At 59.5% G+C, this 21,680-nt stretch carries 21 protein-coding genes and 1 pseudogene; 18 read left to right on the top strand and 4 right to left on the bottom strand.

The annotated features are described in order from the left end of the window. The first annotated feature begins 35 nt into the window (after positions 1-35). The 4 genes from HUU60_03155 to HUU60_03140 are packed head-to-tail and all read left to right on the top strand — an operon-like array spanning position 36 to position 3,413. Positions 36-920, top strand: a complete 885-nt coding sequence (locus HUU60_03155) for a UbiA family prenyltransferase (GenBank protein ID NUL81704.1) — start codon at positions 36-38, stop codon at positions 918-920. Further along, complete coding sequence (locus HUU60_03150) at positions 917-1,669, top strand: menaquinone biosynthesis protein (GenBank protein ID NUL81703.1); 753 nt, start codon at positions 917-919, stop codon at positions 1,667-1,669. The genes HUU60_03155 and HUU60_03150 overlap by 4 nt, the downstream gene beginning before the upstream one ends. Next, a complete protein-coding gene (locus tag HUU60_03145) occupies positions 1,666-2,703 on the top strand; it encodes a hypothetical protein (protein ID NUL81702.1) in 1,038 nt (345 codons plus the stop codon). Before HUU60_03150 ends, HUU60_03145 begins: the two co-directional genes overlap by 4 nt. Continuing rightward, positions 2,694-3,413, top strand: coding sequence for a phosphatidylserine decarboxylase (locus HUU60_03140; protein ID NUL81701.1), 720 nt, complete (start codon positions 2,694-2,696; stop codon positions 3,411-3,413). Before HUU60_03145 ends, HUU60_03140 begins: the two co-directional genes overlap by 10 nt. A 179-nt stretch (positions 3,414-3,592) precedes the next feature. Here HUU60_03140 and HUU60_03135 read toward each other — a convergent pair whose 3' ends face one another. Next, positions 3,593-4,384 (bottom strand): tetratricopeptide repeat protein, encoded by a 792-nt coding sequence (locus HUU60_03135; protein NUL81700.1) that lies wholly within the window; start codon positions 4,382-4,384, stop codon positions 3,593-3,595. Positions 4,385-4,408: 24 nt separating this feature from the next. Beyond that, entirely contained in the window at positions 4,409-4,930 is a 522-nt protein-coding gene (locus HUU60_03130) for an adenine phosphoribosyltransferase (GenBank protein NUL81699.1), read from the bottom strand. Positions 4,931-5,020: 90 nt separating this feature from the next. On the opposite strand from HUU60_03130, the gene ispG reads away from it, so the two are divergent. From ispG to HUU60_03105, 5 genes are read left to right on the top strand one after another with little or no spacing between them, the layout of a single operon-like run. After that, a complete protein-coding gene (gene ispG / locus HUU60_03125) occupies positions 5,021-6,220 on the top strand; it encodes a (E)-4-hydroxy-3-methylbut-2-enyl-diphosphate synthase (GenBank protein NUL81698.1) in 1,200 nt (399 codons plus the stop codon). A 1-nt stretch (position 6,221) separates the two neighbouring features. Beyond that, positions 6,222-6,737 (top strand): DinB family protein, encoded by a 516-nt coding sequence (locus HUU60_03120; GenBank protein ID NUL81697.1) that lies wholly within the window; start codon positions 6,222-6,224, stop codon positions 6,735-6,737. A gap of 16 nt (positions 6,738-6,753) precedes the next feature. Beyond that, a complete protein-coding gene (locus HUU60_03115) occupies positions 6,754-7,230 on the top strand; it encodes a DinB family protein (protein ID NUL81696.1) in 477 nt (158 codons plus the stop codon). A 16-nt stretch (positions 7,231-7,246) separates the two neighbouring features. Continuing rightward, positions 7,247-7,912 (top strand): DNA alkylation repair protein, encoded by a 666-nt coding sequence (locus tag HUU60_03110; GenBank protein ID NUL81695.1) that lies wholly within the window; start codon positions 7,247-7,249, stop codon positions 7,910-7,912. A gap of 59 nt (positions 7,913-7,971) precedes the next feature. Then, positions 7,972-8,418, top strand: coding sequence for a hypothetical protein (locus HUU60_03105; GenBank protein ID NUL81694.1), 447 nt, complete (start codon positions 7,972-7,974; stop codon positions 8,416-8,418). Positions 8,419-8,424: 6 nt separating this feature from the next. On the opposite strand, the gene gyrA is transcribed toward HUU60_03105, so the two are convergent. Then, a complete protein-coding gene (gene gyrA, locus HUU60_03100) occupies positions 8,425-10,899 on the bottom strand; it encodes a DNA gyrase subunit A (protein ID NUL81693.1) in 2,475 nt (824 codons plus the stop codon). A 186-nt stretch (positions 10,900-11,085) separates the two neighbouring features. Between gyrA and rpsB the strand changes: the two genes are divergently transcribed. Genes rpsB through HUU60_03065 form a run of 7 tightly spaced genes read left to right on the top strand, consistent with a single transcriptional unit; the run spans position 11,086 to position 16,888 of the window. Further along, positions 11,086-12,006 (top strand): 30S ribosomal protein S2, encoded by a 921-nt coding sequence (gene rpsB, locus HUU60_03095; protein ID NUL81692.1) that lies wholly within the window; start codon positions 11,086-11,088, stop codon positions 12,004-12,006. Positions 12,007-12,025: 19 nt separating this feature from the next. After that, complete coding sequence (tsf, locus tag HUU60_03090) at positions 12,026-12,853, top strand: translation elongation factor Ts (GenBank protein NUL81691.1); 828 nt, start codon at positions 12,026-12,028, stop codon at positions 12,851-12,853. A gap of 7 nt (positions 12,854-12,860) precedes the next feature. Further along, complete coding sequence (locus HUU60_03085) at positions 12,861-13,595, top strand: UMP kinase (GenBank protein NUL81690.1); 735 nt, start codon at positions 12,861-12,863, stop codon at positions 13,593-13,595. Between the two features lie 52 nt (positions 13,596-13,647). Next, positions 13,648-14,214, top strand: a complete 567-nt coding sequence (gene frr, locus HUU60_03080; protein NUL81689.1) for a ribosome recycling factor — start codon at positions 13,648-13,650, stop codon at positions 14,212-14,214. Further along, positions 14,211-14,906, top strand: a complete 696-nt coding sequence (uppS, locus tag HUU60_03075) for a di-trans,poly-cis-decaprenylcistransferase (GenBank protein ID NUL81688.1) — start codon at positions 14,211-14,213, stop codon at positions 14,904-14,906. Before frr ends, uppS begins: the two co-directional genes overlap by 4 nt. Before the next feature lie 33 nt (positions 14,907-14,939). Next, on the top strand, positions 14,940-15,593 hold the full coding sequence (locus HUU60_03070; GenBank protein NUL81687.1) for a type II secretion system protein: 654 nt from the start codon (positions 14,940-14,942) through the stop codon (positions 15,591-15,593). After that, entirely contained in the window at positions 15,590-16,888 is a 1,299-nt protein-coding gene (locus tag HUU60_03065; GenBank protein NUL81686.1) for an amidohydrolase family protein, read from the top strand. Before HUU60_03070 ends, HUU60_03065 begins: the two co-directional genes overlap by 4 nt. 62 nt (positions 16,889-16,950) lie before the next feature. Here HUU60_03065 and HUU60_03060 read toward each other — a convergent pair whose 3' ends face one another. Next, positions 16,951-17,646: a hypothetical protein gene (locus tag HUU60_03060; protein NUL81685.1), complete on the bottom strand. Its 696-nt coding sequence runs from the start codon at positions 17,644-17,646 to the stop codon at positions 16,951-16,953. Between the two features lie 188 nt (positions 17,647-17,834). On the opposite strand from HUU60_03060, the pseudogene HUU60_03055 reads away from it, so the two are divergent. Next, positions 17,835-18,515, top strand: a pseudogene (locus HUU60_03055) (SAM-dependent DNA methyltransferase). 20 nt (positions 18,516-18,535) lie between these two features. Next, positions 18,536-21,680, top strand: a 3,145-nt coding sequence (locus HUU60_03050) for a DEAD/DEAH box helicase (protein ID NUL81684.1), incomplete at its 3' end; no start/stop codon positions are given.

The following is a 21,680-nucleotide window of genomic DNA, read 5'->3' as shown; positions in this document are numbered from 1 at the left end:
ACACCGCCATTGGGTAGACTCAACAGCAAAGGGCAATGATCGACAGCGCGAGTTCCCAAAGAAGCATCCTGCAACAGATTCGAGTCGTTCTTGAAGCGGTCAAGTTTGAGCACTCTATCTTTGCGCTTCCTTTTGCTCTGCTCGGCATGATCTATGCCGCGGACGGCTTCCCCTCGGCTCGCACAATCGGCTGGATCGTCGTCGCTATGGTCGGAGCGCGCACGTCGGCCATGGCGTTCAATCGATTGATCGATCGCGATGTCGATGCCAAAAATCCACGAACCGCGAAGAGGGCTTTGCCGACCGGCCAATTGACGGCGCCCCAAATGTCGCTGCTTTGCATCGCCGGGGCTGGTTTGTTGGTCTTGGCCGCTTGGCAGTTGAATCCCCTCGCGCTCGCGCTGTCCCCCATCGCGCTGATCGTCGTCCTCTCCTACTCCTATGCCAAGCGATTTACATGGCTCTCGCACTTCTGGCTGGGATTGTCTTTGGGCATCGCTCCTGCGGCAGCGTGGGTCGCCGTAACGGGAGACATCGACTGGGCAGTTCTGTGGCTGACCGGAGCGGTCGCGTTCTGGGTCGCAGGCTTCGACATCCTCTACAGCCTTCAAGACGAGGCCTTCGATCGCGAGGAAAGGTTGCACAGTTTCCCTCAGCGGTTCGGAACGTCCAACGCGCTGCTCGCATCCAGAGTCTCTCATTTGGCCTGCATTGGATTACTGATCGGAGCAGGGATAGCCCTAGGAGCGGGCGCCTGGTACTTCGTCGGCGCGCTCTTTTGTGCGGCGCTGCTGGCCTATGAACAGAGTTTAGTCAAGGCGAACGATCTCAGCCGGTTAGACATGGCCTTCTTCACTCTCAACGGCATCATGGGCATCGTTTTCTTTGGCTTTGCGGCGATCGACAAGGCGGTTGCATGAAGCTGCGCCTCGGCTCGGTGCCGTTTCTCAACGCCAAGCCCCTTATCGAGGGGATGGAGCGCGTCGAACTTAGTTTCGCTCTTCCGTCTGAACTTGCCGCGCAGTTGGAGGCAGGCGAGATCGATGCGGCGCTGGTATCTTCGGTCGAACTGATAAGGCGGCCCAACCTGCGGCTGGTAACCGAGGTCGCAATCGCATCCGACGGCCCTACCAAAAGCGTGCGCCTTTTCTCGAAAATGCCTCTGAGCAATGTGCGGAAAGTCGCCTTGGATTCCGGCTCCCTGACCTCGTCTTTGCTGACACGGATCTACTTTGAGCAACGCATCGGTATCGCGCCAGAGTTCGTCTCCGTCCCCGCCGATTTAGAGACCATGTTAGAATTGGCCGACGCGGCCCTGATGATCGGCGATGCGGGCATGTCGGCCAGTGGAGGCGGATTGACCGCGATAGACATGGGGGAAGTTTGGCGAGATTGGACCGGACTGCCTTTCGTCTGGGCCGGTTGGCTGGCGGCGCCGGACGCTCCCTTTGATGAGATAGCAGAGGTGTGCCAATCATCGAAAGCGCTCGGCTTGTCGCGCCTGCCCGAAATCGCCCAGCGAGAAGCCGTTCGCCTGAGCCTCCCATTCGACCAATGTCTCGACTATCTGACCAACGCCATGAAGTACGACCTGGGCAATCGAGAATTAGAAGGTTTGGAGCGATTCTTGACCGAAGCCGGTCGCTTTGCGCGAGGAACGACTGCATGACCGGCTCAATGGCGATGGCTACAGCCCTGCCTTTAGCATCGACCGCAATTACGCTTGGCATCGAAGAAGAAGTCTTCATCACGCAGCCGACTCGACCCACCCTTAACTCCCTCTACTATCTGTCAAAGCTCCTGGCAAAGGACCCGAAGCGATACTACTTTCGATCCGCCTCTAACTTCTCTCGAGGGAAGGACGCGAAAGAGTGCCTGATGAGCGGCGTCGAAATCTCAACGGACGCTCATGCCTCCATCGATGAAGTCTTATCCGACTTGTCGGCTCGGCGCCGCGACTTGGCCTGGGCCGTCGATGACGCTTACATTGTGCCCGTCGGGATGCTCTTCGACATCGCGGGCAGCACCAATACCAGCGGACTGCACATCCACATCGGCGCCCCAGTGCGCGAGCGACAACGCATCTATCAGAACATCGCGCGCTTCATGCCCCTGCTCATCCTGGCCTGCGCTTCCAGCCCGTTTCTCAATGGTCGCCCGGTCGGCCCGTCCGCCAGAGCCGCCTGCTCGTTCGCGATCGGGGCGCTGCGCGACGATCCGCTCTACCGTTTTCAAGACTTGATCGTCTCTCGCCGTCTGGGCACTGTCGAACTGCGAGCGCTCGACCCAGTCTGGGACTTGGCCCGATTGCGAGAAGTTTTGCGCATTGTACAGGCTATCGCGCTTTGGCCCGAAACGATGCCGCTCGACCTGGAGCAATACGCCGCATTGAGAGAGGACGCCTGCACCATTGGACTGACTCCCAGGCTTCGATCGGTCTTAGACGAACTGCGTAGAATCACGCCTGCGCCGGACTGGCTCTTTGAGCGCACGATTGCGGACGAACTGACCGAGTTCCATGCTCAACAAGGATTGGAGAAGACCTACTCCGCCCTTGATCGCGCCTATCGTACGGGAGTCTTCGAGCCTGGCGCGCCGCTAAAATCACATGGAAGCGCGGTCAAAGGCGCGGCGGGCCTGGTCGGCTACTATCTTGTCAGACTTCCCTTCACCGTTTATAAGGCCTGGCGCGAATGGAGATAGTCCTCTATACGGTTGTCGGCATCGCCCTTGCCTGGGGCGCTGTTCTATGGTTCTTAAGAAAAATCTGGTTCTATCGAGACCCTGTTCGCCAGCCGCCCGAAGACCCTGACCTAATCCTGGCGCCGTGCGATGGCAAGGTCGTCTACATCAGACGAATCGAGCAGGGCAAGGTGGAGTGCGAAAAACTAGGCCGCCCCATCGAGATCAGCGAAATAACTCACACCGACTGGGACAAAGGCGCCCAAGAGGGCCAAGGCTGGCTGATCGGCATCTACATGAGCCCCCTGGACGTTCACTACAACTATGCGCCCATCGCCGGCGCTGTAGAGAAGATTCACAAAGTAGACGCTCGCGTTAACCTGCCTATGGTCGATCTATGGGAATACGTGAATCTGACCTACTTTCGACGCGCTATGGACCTGCTAGGCAAGAGATACCAGTTAGAGAACGAGCGCCAGACCATTTTCCTGCAAGGCGAAAAAGTCAAACTGGCCATGGTCGAGATCGCCGACAAATACGTCAACAAGATCACCACTTACATCCAGGAAGGCCAAGTTCTCCACCCGGCACAAAAAGTCTCCTTTATCGAGCGCGGCAGTCAAGTCGATCTGGCCGTCTTCTCGACCGAAGTCGAAATCCTGTGCAAAGTCGGCGACCAAACTGCCGGCGGCGTCACGCCGCTCTTAAGAGCGCTCGACAAGACAACTTGACGGGGAGGCAGCGACGATGACTTCGCTCCCCGACTTGCTCTTTATCTGTTTCGGCACGGCGTTCCGTCCGAACGGGATTTTTTCAATGTGTAGCACAATTTTGAGTACAAACGGAGCCAATACGAAGACCTGTTCGGAAAGCCGACCGGAAGGACGGCGATCTAACCTTGCTACTCTCGCTACCCGATCTGCCGCCTTGCCCGGCGCAGCATCTCGGCGTCGTAAGGGTCTAAATCGCCCGCCAGTTTATACGCCTCTTGCGCCTGCGTCGTCCGCCCCAACGCGCTCAGCGCGTCGCCCAAGAACGCGGCATAAAGCTGACTGTTCGGGTTGATCTGAAGCGCGCGCCCGATCGCAGCAATCGCGGCCGCCAAATCGCCTACCCGCATACAAAGCACGCTGTGACGAAACTGATAGTAGTCGTCTTCGGGCGTCAGTAGCGCGGCAATCTCCATCTCCTGCACGGCCTCTTCCGCTTCGCCGCATGTCTCCAACAGATCGGCCAGCCAAAAACGATAGAATCCGTTGCTCGGATCGCGATTGACCGCTTCTCGGCCCATCTCGACCGCACGACCGGGCCGGTCGGCCACCATCAGCGTCTCCGCAAACTTGAAGCAGTAAAAAGCGGCGTCCGGCCTCAGTTCCACGGCCTTCTCAAAGTGCGCGATAGACGCCTCGAACTGACCATATCGCCTGTAAATCTCACCCAAGGCAAAGTACGGCTCCGGATCGCGCGGGTTCATCTTCTTCGCCTTTCGATACTGCGCGACGGCTTGCGCCGACATGTCGGCATAGGCGTACGCATCGCCCAGGTGAATGTGTCGCTCCGGCGCGTTCTGATCGGCACTGATGGCCTGGCGATAGCTTCGAAAGGCCTCCTCGATCCGCCCCGCTCTCAAATACTTATCGCCCTCTGCCCGCGCCTTCTCGGCCAGGTTCGAACGCCCGTTCGTCAATGGCTCTCCCGACATTGCTCCTTGAATCTTACCTCTCTCCTAATATTGTATCAGCGGTACGAGATCGATACCCCTCAGCGCTTTGCGGCCGTGCAAGAAGGTCAGCTCGATCAAACACGACATGCCGCGCGTCTCGCCGCCCAACCGCTCGATCAGCCGCATAGCCGCCGCCGCGGTGCCGCCCGTAGCCAATAGATCGTCCACAATGACAGCGCCCTGGCCCGGATGAATAGCATCGCGGTGCATCTCTACGGTGTTGATGCCGTACTCCAAAGCGTACTCCTCGGTGATGCGGTCGTGAGGAAGCTTGCCCAACTTGCGCACCGGCACAAAACCCAAACCAAGATTGAGCGCGATAGGCACGCCGAAAACGAATCCTCTCGATTCAATGCCCACGATGACGTCCGGCTTCATGCGAGAGACCGACTCGGACATCTTATCGATGGCTTGCTGTAGCGCCGCATGGTGCTGCAAGATCGGGGTGATGTCCTTGAATATAATCCCCGGCTTCGGAAAGTCGGGCACGTCTCGCACCAAGCTCGCCGCCAAAAGTTCGCTCATTCATCCAGCCTCCGCATTTTTTGTTGTAGCCGCCGCAAACGCCCCAAAGCATACCCAACGCGCGCGGCGGCCTTCTGTCATAATCGTTCCATGCAAACCGGCCTGGTCAACATAGCGGGATTCGATGCGCGACGCAGGACGCGAGAAGTCCAAGTCGGCCCTATCGGCGTCGGCGGAAGAAATCCCATCCGGGTGCAGTCGATGATCACGGCCTCGACCCTGGACGCCAAGGCCGCCGCGAACCAGATCGTCCAGCTGGCCGACGCGGGCGCAGAAATCGTCCGGTTCGCCACAGCCAACCTGCGCGAAGCCGAATCGGCGGGCGAAATCAGAGCCGAATTAAAGCGAATGGGCCGACAGGACATTCCCTTGGTCGCCGACGTGCACCACCAAGGCATGGAGATCGCCATCGAAGCGGCCAAACACGTCGATAAGGTGCGCGTCAACCCAGGGCTCTTTGTCTTTCGCAAGCCCGATCCCTCGCGGCTCGAATACAGTCAAGCCGAGATCGATCAAGAGTTGGCCGCCGTTCGCTCTACGTTTGGCCCGGTCGTCGATGCCTGCAAAAAGCGCGGCATCGCTATGCGCATCGGTGTCAACCATGGCAGCCTTTCCGAACGCATTCTGGTAACTTACGGCGATACGCCGGAAGGCATGACAGCCAGCGCGCTTGAGTACGTTGAGATTTGCCGCGAGCGAGGCTTTCACGACATTATTATCTCGATGAAGGCGAGCCGTGTGGCCGTGATGCTCTCTGCAAATCGCCTGCTGGCCAGCGAACTGGACAAGCGCGGTTACGACTACCCGATCCACCTGGGCGTTACCGAGGCCGGCGATGGCGAGTACGCCCGAATCAAGAGCGCCATCGGCATCGGCACATTGCTCGAACAAGGCATCGGCGACACAATCCGAGTATCTCTGGCCGAAGACCCGGTGAACGAGATCGAAGCCTGCTACGGCATTCTCCAAGCCTTGGGCCTCAGAAAAACCCGCGTAGAATACATCGCCTGCCCCAGTTGTGGCCGTACGAAGTTCGATCTGCCGACTGTGCTCAACCAAGTGCGCGAGGCCACTAAGCACTTAGTCGGGCTGGACATTGCCGTAATGGGCTGCATCGTCAACGGGCCGGGCGAGATGGCCGATGCAGACTACGGCTACGTAGGTCGCGGGCCGGGAAAGATCGCGCTCTATAGGCGGCGCGAACTGATCAAAAACGACGTTCCGGCCGAATCCGGCGTAGACGAACTGATCGCGCTGCTCAAGCAAGACGGCGTATGGAGAGAGCCCTAGAATGATCGAATACCAGTCCATTGTCGATTCGCTGGAGTTCAACTATCTGGACGCCGATCGCGCCTTAGACGGCGTAGAACCCTCGCACCTGCACGTTCGGATCAACCCCCAAACTCTCTCTATCAGCGAGCAGGTCGCCCACATCGCCTATTGCGAGGCATTGGGGGTTTTCGGCTTCCTGGACGAGCGCAGCCAAGACGAATGGCCGGTAGAAAGCCGACTGTTACAACCGACCTTTTGGTACCCGCCAGAGATGCTGAACAGCCCTATACACAACGATTTAGCGACGATGGAGCTGAGCGCGATCCAATCCGAGTGGCAAAACGTTCATCGAAGCGTCGTTGCGCGCTTGAGAGAATTGGAGCAAACGGTCGATGCTCCAATGCCCAAAGCTTGGGCGCCCGACAAAACGGTTGGAGGACACCTGCGTTATCTGTCGTATCATGTGGCCTATCATGTCGGACAGATATACTTGATGCGACATCTGCTAGGCGAAACCACGCCAGAACAAACTTAAGAACAAGGAGGGCGGTATGGAATCCGTCAAAGAATACATTGCCCGTCGCATTCAAGAATCTTCAAAGATGTACGTGGAAGATCTGGAAGCCATGTCTCACGAACAACTTTCGCACTGTCCTAACCAAACATGCCGATCCGGTTACGACTTCACCTACGAGACCCTCTATGTGAACCAGCGCATCGCCACGCGCCTAAGAGGCGAAGACCCTGGCCCGTGGCCGACGACCGAGGGCTTTATGAGAGCGCCCGAAGAGTTTCGCCATCGCGACCGGCTGATCTCGGAGTTTCGCTCTGCGAGCGATGCGGTGCTTTCCGCATGGCAAGCTCTGCCAGAAGATAAATTGTACGAAACGATCGAACTTCCCCAAGGCAAAACCTCGCCCATGGAGATGATCAACATCGTTGCGACCCATCTGTCCTACCACGATGGGCAGCTGAACTACATCCAAACGCTCCACAACGACGCCGAGGTCCATTGGAAGTTCGATTAGCAGGAGACCTCAGCCTATGACTGTTGATCAAGTAATGGCCGAGCTGAAATCGCTCGGAAACGAACAGGTCTTTAAGATAAACGCCAAGAACGGCGCGGGCGACAACCAGTTTGGCGTCAAATTGGGCGACCTTCGCACGCTGGCAAAGAAGATCAAGACCGATCGCGCCCTCGCAGATCAACTTTGGGCTACCGGCAATCTCGAGGCTCGCTTCTTGGCGATTCTGATTCTAAAACCTAAGGACGTCTCTGCGGGCGAGTTGGACAAAATGGTGCGCTCTGTGGACTATGGCCACCTGGCCGACTGGCTGACCAACTACGTGGTCAAGAATCACTCGGAAAAGGAAAACCTGCGCCTCAAATGGATGGCCGACAATCACCCAACGGCCGGACGCGCAGGCTGGAGCCTGACGACCGAGCGCGTTGCTAAAACTCCCGAAGGGATCGACATCGGGGCGCTCCTCGACCGCATCGAACGCGAAATGAAGGATGCGCCCGAACTTGCTCGCTGGACGATGAACTTCTGTCTTATCGAGATCGGCATCCATCACCCCGCGCACCGAGATCGCGCCATCGCGATTGGCGAAAAACTCGGTGCCTATCGCGACTATCCAACGCCAAAGGGCTGCACCTCCCCCTTTGCCCCTATTGCGATCACCGAACTCGTCCGAAGGCAGGGGTAAACAACCAATTGCATCCCGACAAGCGATCTGGCTGGATGTCCCCCGCGTTCAATTTTGGTATGGTCTGCCTTGCTGTCGGCTTCGTCGGATGGATCGTGTTCGGCTTGTTTGGCGGCCTTTTAGGGCTGCTTTATAGAATCCCGGGCTTGGTGGCGCTAGGCGGCTTCTTCGGTCTATTGTTCCTACTCGGAATAGCCCTGGTGGCCACAGTGGTCGGTTATGGGATTTACTTAGATAAGACGGGCTCTCGCGGCCCAATCGTAACCTACGAAAATGTTGCAGTCGTGGCAAAGTTCGCCATTTTGCCCACGGGCGAGACGGTTACCATGTACTACGACTCGTCGCCCGACCTTAAGTACTTTGTCTGTTTAGACCTGGGAGACGGCAAGATGACCGAGTTTAAGACTTCGTTCGAAGTATTCAACGTCGTGGGCGAAGGCATGACGGGCACGGCCGAATGTCAAGGCTCATGGCTTGGAGGGTTTAGGGTTCAGATTGCGCCCTAAACTCCGTCAATCCTCGCTACGCTCAGTTGCCATCTCAGCCTCTAACTGCTCGTCGTTCAGCACCAGTTTCGCTATAGCGTTCACACGATCGTCCGAACCCAGGTTGATCAGCCGCACGCCTTGAGTGTTCCGACCGATCTGCCGAAGCTCGTTCATCGTGATCCGAATGCCCTTCGACTGCGCCGTGATCAGCAAGATGCGAGACTTGTTATCGACCACTTCGGCGCCCACCACCAAGCCCGCCTTGCCCTTTACGTTCATGGTGATAATGCCCTTGCCGCCCCGGCTTTGAATGCGATACTCTTCAAGCGGAGTCCTCTTGCCATACCCATGCTCGCAAACGATCAACAGCGACTCTTTGGCCGCCACCTTAACCGCCGCTACCACCCGATCGTCCTTGCCAAGCCTTATGCCGCGCACGCCGCCCGCAGGCCGACCTCTCGAAGGGACGCCCTTCTCGTGAAAACGGATCGACATCCCGCGCTCAGTGATCAGGGCAAGCTCATCCTCGCCCGAGGTCGGAATCACCCAAAGCAAGTCGTCGCCCTCTTCGATGTCGAAACAGATCAGACCGTTGCTGCGAAGGTTTGCAAACTCCTTCTTAGCCGTGCGCTTGATCTCGCCCTGGCGCGTTACAAAGGTGAAGTAACCGCCACCGCTGAAATCCCGAATGGCCAGCGCAGCTGTAACCTTCTCATCGGAATCGATGTTGATATAGTTGATGATCGGCGTACCTTTCGCCTGACGCCCGACCTCCGGAATCTCGTAAGCCTTCAGCCGGTACACCTTCCCCCGATCCGTAAAGAACAGCATGTAATGGTGAGTGCTGACTTGGAAGAGCTGAGACACTTCGTCCTCTTCCTTAGTGGTCGCCGCGATCACACCCTTGCCGCCCCGCTTCTGCGAACGATAGGCGTCAAAGCTCACCCGCTTGATATAGCCGTCGCGCGTGATCGTAATCAACCCCTCTTCCTCGGGAATCAGCTCCTCATCGGTAATCTCGTCCGCTTCGCGCAGCATGATCTTCGTGCGCCGCTCATCGCCGTGCTTGTCTCTGACTTGCTTCAACTCATCCTTCAATATCTGCTCGATACGCTTCTCATCGGCCAGAATGTAATCCAATCGACCAATCTCGAGCAACAAGTTCTTGTAGTCGTCCTCCAACTTCTGCTGCTCCAACCGAGCCAATTGTCGCAGCTGCATGTTCAATATCGCATCGGCCTGGATCATGGTCAGCCCAAACCGCGTCATCATTTGCCGTCGCGCGACCTCGGCCGACTCGGCCGCTCGAATGAGCGCAATGATCTCGTCCAAAAAGCGCATCGCGATCTGCAAGCCTTCCAACACATGCGCGCGGCTCTTTGCTCTAAAGAGTTCGAACAGCGTACGGCGACGAATAACAATCTTTCGATGGCTGACAAAATTGTCGATTAGATCGATTAGAGACAAGACCCTAGGCACGCCATTGACCAGTGCCAGCATGTTTGCGCCAAAAGTCGTTCTCAGGCTGGTGTGCTTCAGCAAAAAGTTAAGAATGCGGTTCGGCTGCACATCTCGGCGGCACTCAATGACGACCCGCATCCCCGTGCGATCGGTATAGTCGTTCAGATCGGTGATGCCGTCCACCTTCTTCTGTTTCACCAACTCCGCGATCTGCTCCACCAGCCGCTGCTTGTTCACCTGGTATGGCAGTTCGGTTACGACGATCGCGCTCTTGCCGCCGTCCATCGGTTCGATCTGCGTTTTGGCCTGCATCACAATCGATCCGCGACCCGATTCGTAGGCCTGTCGAATGCCGCGCGTGCCCAAGATCAAACCAGCGGTCGGAAAATCTGGCCCGGGGATGAACTTCATCAAATCGTTCAGATCGCAATCGGGGTTCTCAAGGCGATAGATAGTGCCGTCCACCACCTCGGTCAAATTGTGCGGCGGAATGTTCGTTGCCATGCCCACGGCGATGCCTTGGCAGCCGTTGCACAGCAAGTTGGGAAACTTGGTAGGAAAGACTGTCGGCTCTTCTCTCTCCTGCAAATAGTTGGGCACCCAATCGACCGTGTCCTTATCGATGTCGGCCAGCATCTCGGACGAAATAGGCGCCATCCGACACTCGGTATAGCGCATCGCCGCTGGCGGATCGCCATCGACGCTTCCAAAGTTGCCTTGCCCGTCCACCAACACGTAGCGCATGGCAAAATCCTGCGCCATCCGAGCCAATGTGGGATAGATGACCTCGGTGCCGTGAGGGTGAAAATCGCTCTGAGTCTGACCGCAAACCTTGGCGCACTTTGTGTGCGGGTTGTCCGGCGTCAAACCCAACTCCTTCATCGCAAAGAGAATGCGACGTTGGACCGGCTTTAGCCCATCGCGAACGTCGGGAAGCGCTCGTGCAACGATTACGCTCATGGCGTAATCCATGTAGGAGCGCTTCATCTCCTCTTCGATGGACATTAAGATGACGTCTCGACCGATTTCCGAACTCATAGCGCCTCGCAGAAGGGTGTACGCAGGATATAGTAGTATACCCGATCCAATTGCCGGGATACAGCCATCGGGTACACTAATCGAACACTATTTCGCATCGCGCCCGACTCGGTCGGGGTGCCTGGATCATTCCGGGTCGATATCGAGGCTGACGGCGCGAGCGGACAAACCCTGGAGGTTAAACAATTGGCTCAGATCACAATGAAAGAGCTGCTGGAGGCCGGAGTTCACTTCGGACACCACACTCGCCGTTGGAACCCTAAGATGAAGAAGCATATCTACGGGGCGCGCAACGGAATCTACATCATCGATCTCCACCAAACGATGGAGATGTTCAACACAGCGGTCAACTTCATCAAGGAGACGATCAACGAGGGCGGCCACATCCTCTTCGTCGGAACCAAGAAACAGGCCCAAGAAGCGATCAGAGAAGCCGCCAAGAAAAGCCATCAATACTACGTTACGCATCGGTGGCTGGGCGGCACGCTGACCAACTATAAGACGATCCAATCGCGCATTCGCCGACTGAAGGAACTCGAGCGAATGAAGAACGAAGGCGAGTTCGAAAGCCTGCCCCGAAAGGAAGCGTCCAAACTCAACAAGGAGTTGGAAAAACTGGAGAGGAACCTCGGCGGCATCAAGGACATGCCCGGCATGCCCGCAGCCCTCTTCCTCGTCGATCTCAAGCAAGAGCACACAGCGGCGCTAGAAGCCAGAAGGCTCCAAATCCCAACCGTCGGTATCGTTGATACCAACTGCGACCCGGCAGACGTCAACTTCCCCATTCCTGGCAACGACGACGCGATCCGCTCTATTCGACTGATCTCTGGCCGAATCGCCGACACGATCGTCGAAGAAAAACAAATGGAATGGCAGGATGACGAAATACCGATCGAACTGCCCGAAATCGAGGAAGAAGCGCCCTTGCCAGAGGACCAGGTGGCCGAATATGGCCGTCTTTTTGGCGAGGACATCCCGACCGACAAACCCAAAGCAAGCAAATCCAAAGCAAAGTCGATCGGAAAGGACGACGAAGAACCGAGCGCCAAAGGCGTTGAGGACGAGTTCGATCTGGCGCGAAAGTTCGGCTTTGCCGATGAGGAGTGATAGCATGGTAACCCCACAAATGATAAAGGAGCTCCGAGACGAAACCGGCGCGGGCTTCATGGACGTAAAAAAAGCCCTAGAAGAGGCGAGCGGCAATCTCGATGCCGCGCGCACCATTCTTAGAGAAAAAGGCGCGGTTATCGCTTCTAAACGAGCCGATCGCGAGGCCAACCAAGGCATCATCGCAACCGCCGTATCGAGCGATGGAACCAAGGGCACAATGATCGACCTCCGTTGCGAGACCGACTTCGTGGCGCGGAACGACGACTTCATCGCCCTCGCCAACGACATGATCGGCAAAGCGCCTGGAGCGTCGAGCGTCGAAGAACTGCTCGATCAAGCGTCTAGCGCCGCAGGCGAGACCATCGGCCAAGCGCTCGAGCGCATCATGGGCAAAATCGGAGAAAAGATCGAACTGAAGCGCGTCGTCCAAGTTGGCGACGGTTCAGGACTGGTCGACGCCTACCTCCACCACAACAAAAAGGTCGGCGTGCTCGTCCACATGACCGGCTCTGCCGATAGCAGCGTCCTTAGGGAGACCGCGCACGAAGTCGGCATCCAGCTCGCAGCCTTTCCTGCCCAATATCTCCATCGAGAAGACGTTCCCCAAAACGTCATCGACAGCGAACTCGAAATTGAGACGCAGCGCGCGATCAACGAAGGCAAGCCAGCCGAACAAGCCGCCAAAATCGCGCAAGGTCGATTGGAAAAGGCCTTCTACCAGGCTAATGTCCTGATAGAGCAGCCCTACTTCCGAGACCCTTCCATCAAAATCAAAGACTTGGTCAAGAAGGCCGGCGAAGACGCAAAAATCAAGCAGTTCGTCCGATTTGGCGTCGGAGAGTAAATCCAACGTGAACGACAACGGCAGGCCTCCCCGGTGGCGCAGAATCCTGCTCAAACTGAGCGGCGAGGCCTTTGCCGGCTCAAACAGTGTCGGCTTGGACACGGATGCGATCAACTTTCTGGCGCAAGAAGTCGCCGACGTCCACCGAGCGGGATGCCAAGTCGCGGTCGTTGTGGGCGGCGGAAACATCGTACGCGGGAGCTCCTTCAGCAAGACCGGAATCGACCACGCCACCGCCGACCAAATGGGAATGCTGGCAACGGTCATCAATGCCATCGCCCTTCAAGGCGCTCTTGAGCGTCTCGAAATCGAAACCCGCGTGCAAAGCGCCATCGCCATGCACATGGTCGCCGAGCCGTTCATCCGCCGCCGAGCCGTGAGACACCTCGAAAAAGGCCGAGTCGTCATCCTCGGTGCCGGTACCGGCAATCCGCACTTTACAACCGATACAGCCGCGGCGCTGAGAGCAGTCGAACTCCATTGCGACGCCTTGCTGAAGGCCACCAATGTCGATGGCGTCTACGATTCCGACCCAAAATCAAACCCAAACGCAGTCAAATACTCAGCCATTAGCTATCAAGACGCGCTCGACCAGCGACTAGGCGTAATGGACCTGACAGCATTCACCATGAGCATGAACCACAATCTGCCGGTCGTCGTCTTCAACGCCCGCGAACGTGGCAACGCCCTCCGAGTGGTCATGGGCGAGCCGATCGGCACCGTCGTCGGCGCGATAAGCTAAAGTCTAACGAACTAGAGGAGGCATAATCATGACGCACAAACCTCACGAGGACATGACGGCGCAGGTCGAAAAGATCGTTCACGACGCCGAAGACCGTATGAAACACGCCGTCGAACACCTTAAGCACGAATTAGGCGGCTACCGCACAGGAAGAGCCAACCCCGCCCTCCTAGAACGCATTCACGTCGACTACTACGGAACCGACACGCCTCTGCACCAAATGGCCAATATATCCGTGCCCGAACCCCGCGTGCTGGCCATCCAACCCTGGGACCGCAACATGCTCCAACCCATCGAGAAAGCCATCCTCAAGTCCGACCTAGGCATCAACCCCAGCAACGACGGTACAGTCATCCGCCTGAACTTGCCGCAACTGACCGAGGAACGCCGCAAAGACCTCATCAAACAGGTGCACAAGCGCGTGGAAGAAGGCCGCGTAGCCATCCGCAACATCCGACGCGACGCCGTCGAACACCTGCGAGCCCTCGAAAAGCAGCACAAAATCGGCGAAGACGCCCGCCACACCTACGAAGAAAAGGTCCAGAAGATCACCAAACAGTACGAGGAACTGGCCGAAAAAGCCCAGACCGCGAAAGAAGCCGAACTGATGGAGGTCTGACCGCCTCCGTGCACGTTGCGATCATCATGGATGGCAATGGCCGCTGGGCCGAGCGCCAAGGCTTGCCGCGCCTGGTCGGACACGCCAACGGCCACAAAGCCGCCCGCCGCGTCATCCAAATGGCGCCCGATTACAACGTCCAATACCTTTCGCTCTACACCTTCAGCACCGAAAACTGGAGACGATCTAAAGAAGAAGTAGACGGCCTCATGCGCCTGATCGAAGAAACCGCCATCGAAGAACTCCCCGTGATGAAGCGCAACGGCGTCAGGATCCTCGTCAGCGGACGGATGGGCGACCTGCCCGAATCCCTGCAATCAACCCTCACCCGCGCGCAGCAAGAAACCGCAGACAACGCCAAAATCACCGTCAACCTCGCCATCAACTACGGCGGACGAGCCGAAATCATCGATGCCATCAAAAAACTAGCCCAACAAAACATAGACCCAAACGACCTGACCGAAGAGCGCTTCGCCCAAGCCCTCTATCAACCGTCTCTGCCCGATCCCGATCTCCTCATCCGCACCGCGGGCGAAATGCGCTTCAGCAACTTCCTCATCTGGCAGACCGCCTACACCGAAGTGCACATAACCGAGACCCTTTGGCCCGACTTCGACGCGACCGATCTCCAAGCCGCGCTCGAAGACTACCGATCCCGATCGCGCAAGTTCGGCGGCATCATCGTCGAATGAACTCTTCGCCCGACAAACCCGTATAATAGTTTTGTGAGCGCGCGCAAAGGGTTCACCCTGGTCGAACTGCTGACCGTCATCGCCATCATCGGCATTCTGGCGGCGCTGCTCTTCCCTGTTTTCAACTCCGCCCGCCGCAAGGGACGCCAGGCCGTCTGCACCTCCAACCTGCGACAAATCGGCCTATCGATGGAGATGTACGCCAACGATCACGACGAGCAATACCCCTACGCCGTCGATCCCACCGATAAATTCACGCCCCAAATCTGGAACGACTTTCCGCAATGGCGCATCCGCATCATGGACATGCCCATGCTGCACGAAGTCCTCCAACCCTACCAAAAGAGCCGCGATATCTGGCGCTGCCCCGCCGATATCGGCTATAAGCTGCAAGACTTTACCAGCGAACCCTTCAACGCCATGCCGACCTCTTACGAGCGGTTTGGCAGCAGCTACCTCCTCCGCACCGAGGTGATCTTCCGCGAACTCCGCGTCGGTCAGTTCGACCGCGCAGCCGAAGTTAATCTCCTGTTCGACGCCAACGGCGCATGGCACGGCGACCGCATCCTCGGCCTCATAGAAAACCCCTCCGATCCGGGCTTCCGATACAACTGCCTCTATGCCGATCTGCATCTCAAAAATATCACCTACGACCAAATGTGGCAGGCTTGGAGCACGCCTCTGTGATCCTCCGCGCCTCATGGGTCGTGCCCGTCTCCTCGCCACCGATCCAAAACGGCGAAGTCGTGATTGAAGGCGCAACCATTGCACAAATCCGACCCGCCTCCAACCGCGCCCCCGACTTCGACTTTCACGACTGCGCCATCCTCCCCGGTCTGGTGAACGCCCACGCGCACCTCGAACTTGCAGCCCTCGTCGGCAAGACCACCTCCAGCGACTTCTTCGAGTGGATCCGTGGCTTGGTTGCGGCCAAAAACGAACTGACCGAAGAACAGTGGAACCGATCGGTCGCACTCGGATGCGCGACCATGCTCCTGGGCGGAGTAACAACCGTAGGCGATAACACCGATACAGGCCGCACCGCTATAGGTATGGCTAAAGCCGGTCTGCGCGGAGTCGTCTACCAAGAAGCCTTCGGCCTCGGCAGCACAATGGACGACCAAGCCATCCTTAACGAACTCGAAGCCAAAATCGACCAACATCGGCAGACCATCGAACAAGAAGGCGCAACCAACCTGATCGAGATAGGCGCCTCCCCCCATGCCCTCTACACCGTGCACGACAGCCTCTTCCGCCTCATCCTCCACCGCGCCCAACAGCGCAATTGGAAACTCAGCATCCACGCCTCCGAATCCCCAGCGGAGATGGAATGGTCGCTACACGCCCGCGGCTCCTTCGCCCAACTCTACCAATCCAGGGGACTAACTTGGCCATCCCCCAGCGCGACTCCCATCCAATACCTCAATTCCATCGGCGCGCTGACCGACCGCACAATCCTTGCACACTGCGTCCATGCCACCGAGCAAGACCTCGACCTAATCGCTCGATCGGGCGCCAAGATCGCGCATTGCCCATCCTCCAACGCACTGCTCAGCAACGGCATCGCCCCCATGACTACCGCAATCCAACGCCAATCGACCGTCTCTATCGGCCTGGACGGCGCCGTCAGCTGCCCCCATCAAGACCTCTTCGCCGAAGCCCGACTGGCCATGAACCTGCAACGATCCCTCCACGGCCCCAATGCCCCTACCGAACGCGACTGGCTCAAATCCATTACATTGAACGGCGCCAAAGCCCTCGGTCTCGACCACGTCGCAGGCTCCATCGAACCCGGTAAGGCCGCCGACCTCAGCATCCTGCGCCTCCCGCCGGCCAAAGGCCCTGACATCGAATGGGCCATCCTCAACCTGGCGACAAAGCGCGACACAAGAAGCGTGATGATAAACGGAGACTGGAAAGCAACCGACGGAGAGATCGTCCAAGAAGTGGCCGGGCGATTAAACATGCCCGGCCATCGTTAATTAAGAGTCCGATCGACGCCGCCAAACGTCAGCGGCATCGATAGTATACCGCCAAAACCAAATTACGCCGCCTTCTTCGACTTTACAGGCGTGCTGATCGAGATCGCCACCGTCAGCACAGGCAGGAACCTCATGCCCGTATCCTGCCCGGTCTGAGTGTTCACAAACCGATAGGCCGCGGCATAATGACCTGTCGGTACAGACACCGAAACCGGATTGCCCGCCTGCATCTTGAAGAAGCCGTGCGAAATATAGCCGCCCTTCTGAGGCTTCCGATTGGCGCTGGCCAACGGCTGCAGCAGAATCTCCGTCTTCACGTTATTGCTGTTGTTGCCGTCCGAAGTGAACTCGATCTCGCCCACTCCGGCCGTCGCGCTCAAACTAATCGGGTCGCCCTTAAACGGCGCAACCGGCGGATCCATCGGAATAACGCCGTTCGGGTTGACCTGCAGAAACTTGGTCGTCAGCGCGGTAAACGCATTAATCCCGTTCATCGACCGCAGCTGGCCGCCGCGAGACCGCCTCTTGATGTTCTTGGCATACTGATTCCATGCCTTCACGCGAATGGCCGACATCGTGCGCCATGTGGTCGAAGAGTCCGTCAGGTTGTTGCGGACAAACTGCTGCGCGTCGGTGTTCGGGTTGGTGGGGATTACAAAATCCCGCGCCACCGTGCCGCTCTTAGTGCGGGCGAACACGGTGTTCCCGGCTTTGCCCGTCAGGTACTCGGCAAATGCGCCAAGTTTGAATAAGGCCATAAGCAGGCCTCCATAAAACAAGTAGTGGACAAAGGAAGCGCCACGGCCGGCCCGTTCCATAGCCGCAAACCCATCCTCCAAGATGCCCAACCGCCGCCTGCCCTCGCCCCCGTACTTCTATCGGCGCCCCGCCGTCCTAACTTTAGGGCGTTTCTCCAAAAAGGTATACTAATGCCTCGCAGTCAAATATGAAAAAGCCCTCTAACAGCGCGACAATCGGCTACGAAGCCCAACTCTGGCAAATGGCCGATGCCCTGCGCGGCAGCATGGACGCCGCCGAGTACAAGCACGTCGTCCTCGGTCTCATCTTCCTCAAGTACATCTCCGACGCCTTCGAGGAGCAACACGCGAAGCTCCAAGCCGAACGCGCGCAGGGCGCCGACCCCGAAGACCCGGACGAATACCGCGCGCACAACGTCTTTTGGGTCCCGCCCGAGGCGCGATGGATGTATCTGAAAGCCCAAGCCAAGCAGCCCACTATCGGCCAGCTCGTGGACGACGCCATGACCGGCATCGAGCGCGACAACCCGTCGCTCCAGGCCGTCCTGCCTAAGGACTACGCCCGCCCGGCGCTCGACAAGACGCGCCTCGGTCAGCTCATCGACCTCATCAGCAACATCCGGGTCGGCGACGAGGAAGCACGCGCCAAGGACGTGCTCGGCCGCGTCTACGAGTACTTCCTCTCGCAGTTCGCCAGCGCCGAGGGCAAGAAGGGCGGCGAGTTCTACACGCCGCGCTGCGTGGTCAAACTCCTGGTCGAGATGATCGAACCCTACAGTGGCCGCGTCTACGACCCCTGCTGCGGCTCCGCTGGCATGTTCGTACAGTCGGTGGAGTTCATCCGCGCCCACGCCAAGGGCAACGGCAGTGCTGCATGGCGGGCCGCCGCATGAGACTCGAAGACCTCCAACCCGACGCCACCATCCGCGGCATCCTGCCGGATGCGCTGGTCACGGTCGTCAGCGTAACCTGGCACGGGTCGGACGCGATGACCCTCGTGCATCGCGGACCGGATGGCCGCGTAGCCGACGAGATTCTCTACCGGCACGACGAGCCACGCCTCGAGGTCGTCCAGGCCGGCCGTCCCTGGAGCTTCGATGGTGATGGCGCGCTCTTCCGCCTCGTCGCCGAGGCGCACCGCATCCGTCTCGCGCACATCTTCGATCCCGTGCTCGCGGTCCATACCTCGCTGGTTGAGCCGCTTCCGCATCAGATCACGGCCGTCTACGAAGCGATGCTGCCGCGCCAGCCGCTGCGCTTCCTGCTCGCCGACGATCCCGGTGCCGGCAAAACGATCATGGCCGGGCTCCTCATCAAGGAGCTGATCGCCCGCGGCGACTTGAAGCGCTGTCTCATCGTCTGCCCCGGCAGCCTGGCCGAGCAGTGGCAGGACGAACTGCACCGCCGGTTTCATCTGCCCTTCGAGATCCTGACCAACGACAAGCTCGAAGCCGCTCGTACCGGCAACTGGTTCCTCGAGAACGATCTCGCCATCGCGCGCCTGGACAAGCTGTCGCGCAACGAGGACGTGCAGCAGAAGCTCAGCGCGCCGGACTGTCGCTACGACCTGATCGTCTGCGACGAGGCGCACAAGCTCTCCGCCACCTTCTTCGGCGGCGAGGTCAAATACACCAAGCGCTACCGGCTCGGCCAGCTTCTCTCGGGCCTCACGCGCCATTTCCTGCTGATGACCGCCACGCCGCACAACGGCAAGGAGGAGGACTTTCAGCTCTTCCTGGCGCTGCTCGACGGCGACCGGTTCGAGGGCAGGTTCCGCGACGGCGTGCACCAGGTCGAGGTCTCCGACCTGATGCGCCGCATGGTGAAGGAGAACCTGCTCAAGTTCAACGGCAGGCCGCTCTTCCCCGAGCGCATCGCCTACACCGTCCCCTATCGGCTCTCGGACGCGGAGGCACGCCTTTACAAGGAAGTGACCGAGTACGTCCGCGAGGAGTTCAACCGCGCCGAGGCGCTCCAGAACGACAAGCGCGCGGGCACGATCGGCTTCGCCCTCACCATCCTGCAGCGACGCCTGGCCTCGTCCCCCGAGGCGATCTACCAGTCGCTGCGCCGCCGGCGCGAGCGGCTGGAGAAACGGCTGCGCGAACTGGAGCTCCTGCAGCGCGGCGCCGCGGTTCCCGCGCCGGTCGCGGCCGGCCCCGTGCTGGACGACGATGACGTCGAGGACCTCGAAGAAGCCCCCGAGAACGAAGTCGAGGCTGCCGAAGAAGAGATCCTCGACCAGGCCACGGCGGCCGCGACGGTCGCGGAGCTGAAGGCGGAAATCGCCACCCTCGGCCGCCTCGAAGCCCTCGCCGCCGAGGTGCGGCGCAGCGGCCAGGACACCAAGTGGCGCGAACTCTCGCACCTGCTGGGAGAGATCTTCACTCCGGTGGGGCTGGGCGGCCGGGTCGCGGAGCCCACCGTGCCCTACGGCGCCGGTGCCATCCCGAAGCCTGTCCCTTCTCCGCGCCAGAAGCTCGTCATCTTCACCGAGCACCGTGACACGCTTTCTTACCTCGAACGCCAGATCGGCTCGCTCCTCGGCCGCCCGCAATCGCTCGTCCTGATCCACGGCGGCATGGGGCGCGAGGAGCGGCGCAAGGCGCAGGAGAGCTTCCTGCACGACCCGGAGGTCCAAGTGCTGCTGGCCACCGACGCCGCCGGCGAGGGCATCAACCTGCAGCGCGCGCACCTGATGGTGAACTACGACCTGCCCTGGAACCCGAACCGCCTGGAGCAGCGCTTCGGCCGCATTCACCGCATCGGCCAGACCGAGGTGTGCCACCTGTGGAACCTGGTGGCCGAGGAGACCCGCGAGGGCGACGTCTACCGCCGCCTCCTGGAGAAGCTCGAAGAAGCGCGCCAGGCGCTGGGCGGTCAGGTCTTCGACGTGCTCGGCAAACTCCAGTTCGACGGCCGGCCGCTGCGCGACCTGCTGATCGAGGCCGTCCGCTACGGCGACCAGCCCGAGGTCCGCGACCGCCTCACCCGCACCATCGAGCACGGCGTGGACCGGCCCCACCTCGAGGGACTCATCGAGGAGCGCGCGCTCGCCCACGACGCGATGGACTCGAGCCGAGTGGCGCGCATCCGCGAAGAGATGGAGCGAGCCGAGGCGCGCCGCCTGCAGCCGTACTACATCGAGTCGTTCTTCCTCGAGGCCTTCCAGCGCCTGGGCGGCACGGTTCGCCAGCGCGAGCCGCGCCGTTACGAGATCAAGAACGTGCCCGCGCCGGTGCGCAACCGCGACCGCCAGATCGGCGCCGGCGATCCGGTGCTGTCGCGCTACGAGCGCATCGCCTTCGAAAAGGAGCTGATCGCGCCGCCAGGCCAGCCGCTCGCGGCCTTCGTCTGCCCGGGCCACCCGCTGCTCGATGCCGCGCTCGACCTCACCCTCGAGCGCCACCGAGATCTGCTCAAGCGCGGCACGGTGCTGGTAGACGAGCGCGACCCCGGCACGATCCCCCGAGTGCTCTTCACTCTCGAACACGCCATTCAGGACGCGAGCCTGCTGCCGTCGGGCGAGCGGCGCACCATCTCGCGCCGCCTGCTCTACGTCGAGATGGACGCCGAGGGACGGACGCGCCACTTGCAGTACGCGCCGTACCTCGACTACCGTCCGCTAGCCGAGGGTGAGCCGGCGGCGGCCGACGTGCTTGCCAGGCCCGAGTGCGCGTGGATCATGCACGCATCCAGCCAGAGCATCGAGCAGAAAGCGCAGGGCCACGCCATCGCGAACGTGGTGCCCGAGCACATCGCCGAAGTGCGCGGCAGGCGGCTCGCCTGGATCGAGAAGACCCGCGCCGCGGTGAAGGATCGCCTCACGAAAGATATCACGTACTGGGACCACCGCACCGAGCAGCTCAAGCTGCAGGAGCAGGCGGGCAGGGCCGGCGCGCGGCTCAACTCCCAGGAGGCCCGCCGCCGCGCCGACGACTTGCAGGCCCGGCTCCAGCGCCGCCTGGCCGAACTGGACCGCGAAGCGCAGATCTCGGCGCTGCCCCCGGTCGTCCTGGGTGGGCTTGTGGTCG

It is taken from the genome of Armatimonadota bacterium (assembly GCA_013359125.1).
Taxonomy (GTDB): Bacteria; Armatimonadota; Fimbriimonadia; order Fimbriimonadales; family GBS-DC; genus JABWCR01.
The sequence above is the reverse complement of the archived record's forward strand: the minus strand, read 5'-3'. Positions and strand labels throughout refer to the sequence as shown.

Excerpts from the sequence above, each read along its gene's own strand:
- HUU60_03155 (NUL81704.1), top strand. The coding sequence starts at position 36 with ATGATCGACAGCGCGAGTTCCCAAAGAAGCATCCTGCAACAGATTCGA.
- HUU60_03150 (NUL81703.1), top strand. The coding sequence starts at position 917 with ATGAAGCTGCGCCTCGGCTCGGTGCCGTTTCTCAACGCCAAGCCCCTT.
- HUU60_03145 (NUL81702.1), top strand. The coding sequence starts at position 1,666 with ATGACCGGCTCAATGGCGATGGCTACAGCCCTGCCTTTAGCATCGACC.
- HUU60_03140 (NUL81701.1), top strand. The coding sequence starts at position 2,694 with ATGGAGATAGTCCTCTATACGGTTGTCGGCATCGCCCTTGCCTGGGGC.
- HUU60_03135 (NUL81700.1), bottom strand. The coding sequence starts at position 4,384 with ATGTCGGGAGAGCCATTGACGAACGGGCGTTCGAACCTGGCCGAGAAG.
- HUU60_03130 (NUL81699.1), bottom strand. The coding sequence starts at position 4,930 with ATGAGCGAACTTTTGGCGGCGAGCTTGGTGCGAGACGTGCCCGACTTT.
- ispG (NUL81698.1), top strand. The coding sequence starts at position 5,021 with ATGCAAACCGGCCTGGTCAACATAGCGGGATTCGATGCGCGACGCAGG.
- HUU60_03120 (NUL81697.1), top strand. The coding sequence starts at position 6,222 with ATGATCGAATACCAGTCCATTGTCGATTCGCTGGAGTTCAACTATCTG.
- HUU60_03115 (NUL81696.1), top strand. The coding sequence starts at position 6,754 with ATGGAATCCGTCAAAGAATACATTGCCCGTCGCATTCAAGAATCTTCA.
- HUU60_03110 (NUL81695.1), top strand. The coding sequence starts at position 7,247 with ATGACTGTTGATCAAGTAATGGCCGAGCTGAAATCGCTCGGAAACGAA.
- HUU60_03105 (NUL81694.1), top strand. The coding sequence starts at position 7,972 with ATGGTCTGCCTTGCTGTCGGCTTCGTCGGATGGATCGTGTTCGGCTTG.
- gyrA (NUL81693.1), bottom strand. The coding sequence starts at position 10,899 with ATGAGTTCGGAAATCGGTCGAGACGTCATCTTAATGTCCATCGAAGAG.
- tsf (NUL81691.1), top strand. The coding sequence starts at position 12,026 with ATGATAAAGGAGCTCCGAGACGAAACCGGCGCGGGCTTCATGGACGTA.
- frr (NUL81689.1), top strand. The coding sequence starts at position 13,648 with ATGACGGCGCAGGTCGAAAAGATCGTTCACGACGCCGAAGACCGTATG.
- HUU60_03060 (NUL81685.1), bottom strand. The coding sequence starts at position 17,646 with ATGGCCTTATTCAAACTTGGCGCATTTGCCGAGTACCTGACGGGCAAA.